The organism is Ideonella azotifigens (assembly GCF_006519715.1).
GTDB lineage: Bacteria > Pseudomonadota > Gammaproteobacteria > Burkholderiales > Burkholderiaceae_C > Ideonella > Ideonella azotifigens.
Genome location: NZ_VIDT01000921.1, coordinates 1 through 1,780 on the forward strand (window position 1 = coordinate 1; position 1,780 = coordinate 1,780).

Sequence of the window (1,780 nt, forward strand, 5' to 3'; positions counted from 1 at the left end):
CAGAACGTGCTGGCCGACGAGGCCGGCTACCAGCTGGTGCTGCACAGCGAGGCCGAATTGGCCGGCCTGCCGCCATTCGTGCGCGCTGCGGCGCGACAGGCGGCCAGCGAGCGCGGGCTGGAAGGCGAGACCTGGGTCATCACGCTGAGCCGCTCGCTGATCGAGCCATTCCTCACCTTCTCGGAACGGCGCGACCTGCGCGAAACCGCGTGGCGCGCGTGGGTCGGCCGCGGCGAAGTGCCGGGCGAGACCGACAACCGGCAGCTGGTGCGCGAGATCCTGCAGCTGCGCCATGCACAGGCGCAGCTGCACGGCCACGCGAGTTATGCGGACTACGCGCTGGTGGACAGCATGGCGGGCGAGCAGTCTGCCGTGCGCGGTCTGCTGGACGAGGTCTGGCAACGTGCCTTGCCGGCGGCCGAGCGCGAGCGGGAGGCGCTGGTCGCGATGATGCGCAGCCATGGGGTGATGCACGAGCCGATGGGCTGGGACTGGCGTCACTGGTCGGAGAAGGTGCGCCAGGCCCGCTTCGACATCGACGACGCCGAGGTCAAGCCCTACTTCTCGCTGGAGCACATGGTCGAGGCCTTGTTCGACTGCGCGCAGCGGCTGTTCGGCGTCAGCTTCGAGCCGCGGCCTGACGTGTTGGGCTACCACCCCGACGTCAAGGTCTACGAGATGTTCGATGCCACCGGCCGCAGCGCCGGGCTGTTCCTGCAGGACAACTTCGCGCGCCAGTCCAAGCGCTCGGGCGCGTGGATGAGCGGCTTCAATTACCAGTCGCGCAACCGCGGCGTGAGCCGGCCGCTGATCGTCAACAACAACAACTTCGTCAAGGCGCCGCCGGGCCAGCCCACGCTGCTGTCGTTCGACGACGCGCGCACGCTGTTCCACGAGTTCGGCCATGGGCTGCACGGGCTGCTGTCGGACGTGACCTACCACCGGCTCTCGGGCACGCAGGTGCTGCGCGACTTTGTCGAGCTGCCTTCGCAGCTGTTCGAGCACTGGCTGGGCGTGCCCGAGGTGCTGCAGCGCCATGCGCGGCACTGGCAGACGGGCGAGCCGATTCCGCATTCGCTGGTCGAGCGGCTGCAGAAAGCCCGGCACTGGGGCCAGGGGGCGGAGACGGTGAGCTATTTGGGCAGCGCGTGGGTGGACCTGGAGGTCCATGCGCTGACCGATCCGGACGGACCGGTGGATGTGGGCGCTTTCGAGCGCGAGGCGCTGCAGCGCCTGGGCATGCCGGAGGCGATTGGCATGCGGCACCGGCTGGCCCACTTCCAGCACCTGTTCTCCGGTTCAGCGTATGCCGCCGGTTACTACGTGTACTTGTGGGCCGAGGTGCTGGATGCCGACGCGTTCAACGCGTTTGTCGAGGCCGGCAATCCATTTGACGCGGAGGTGGCGGCACGGCTGCACCGCCACATCTACGCAGCGGGGGACACGGTGGACCCCCGCACGGCTTACACGTCCTTTCGGGGACGCTTGCCGAAGCTGTCACCGCTGTTGGCAAAACGCGGCTTGCTGGCGCCGGGCTTGCCGGCGTAGGGCGCGCGTTCGCCGCGGTCGGCAAAGGCCGGGCGGTCGTTGTTGAAGGCCGGCCGCTCGCTTTTGAACGACGGACGCTCGCCATTGAAGGCCGGGCGTTCGCTGTTGAAGCTCGGACGGTCATTGCTGAACGCCGGGCGATCACCACCGAAACCACCGCGGTCACCGCGCGGCGCGAAGCCACCACGGTCGCCGCCGGCATTTGCTGCCTTGCGCTCGAAGTAGCCACCGC

1 protein-coding gene and 1 pseudogene are annotated in these 1,780 nt (G+C 68.7%); one reads left to right on the forward strand and one right to left on the reverse strand.

What is annotated here, in order from left to right:
* Positions 1-1,548, forward strand: a 1,548-nt coding sequence (locus FKP22_RS29240; RefSeq protein WP_141291683.1) for a M3 family metallopeptidase, incomplete at its 5' end; no start/stop codon positions are given.
* Here the strand turns inward: FKP22_RS29240 and FKP22_RS33585 are convergent.
* Positions 1,464-1,780: pseudogene (locus tag FKP22_RS33585) on the reverse strand (hypothetical protein); the annotation flags it as partial. The gene FKP22_RS29240 and the pseudogene FKP22_RS33585 overlap by 85 nt on opposite strands.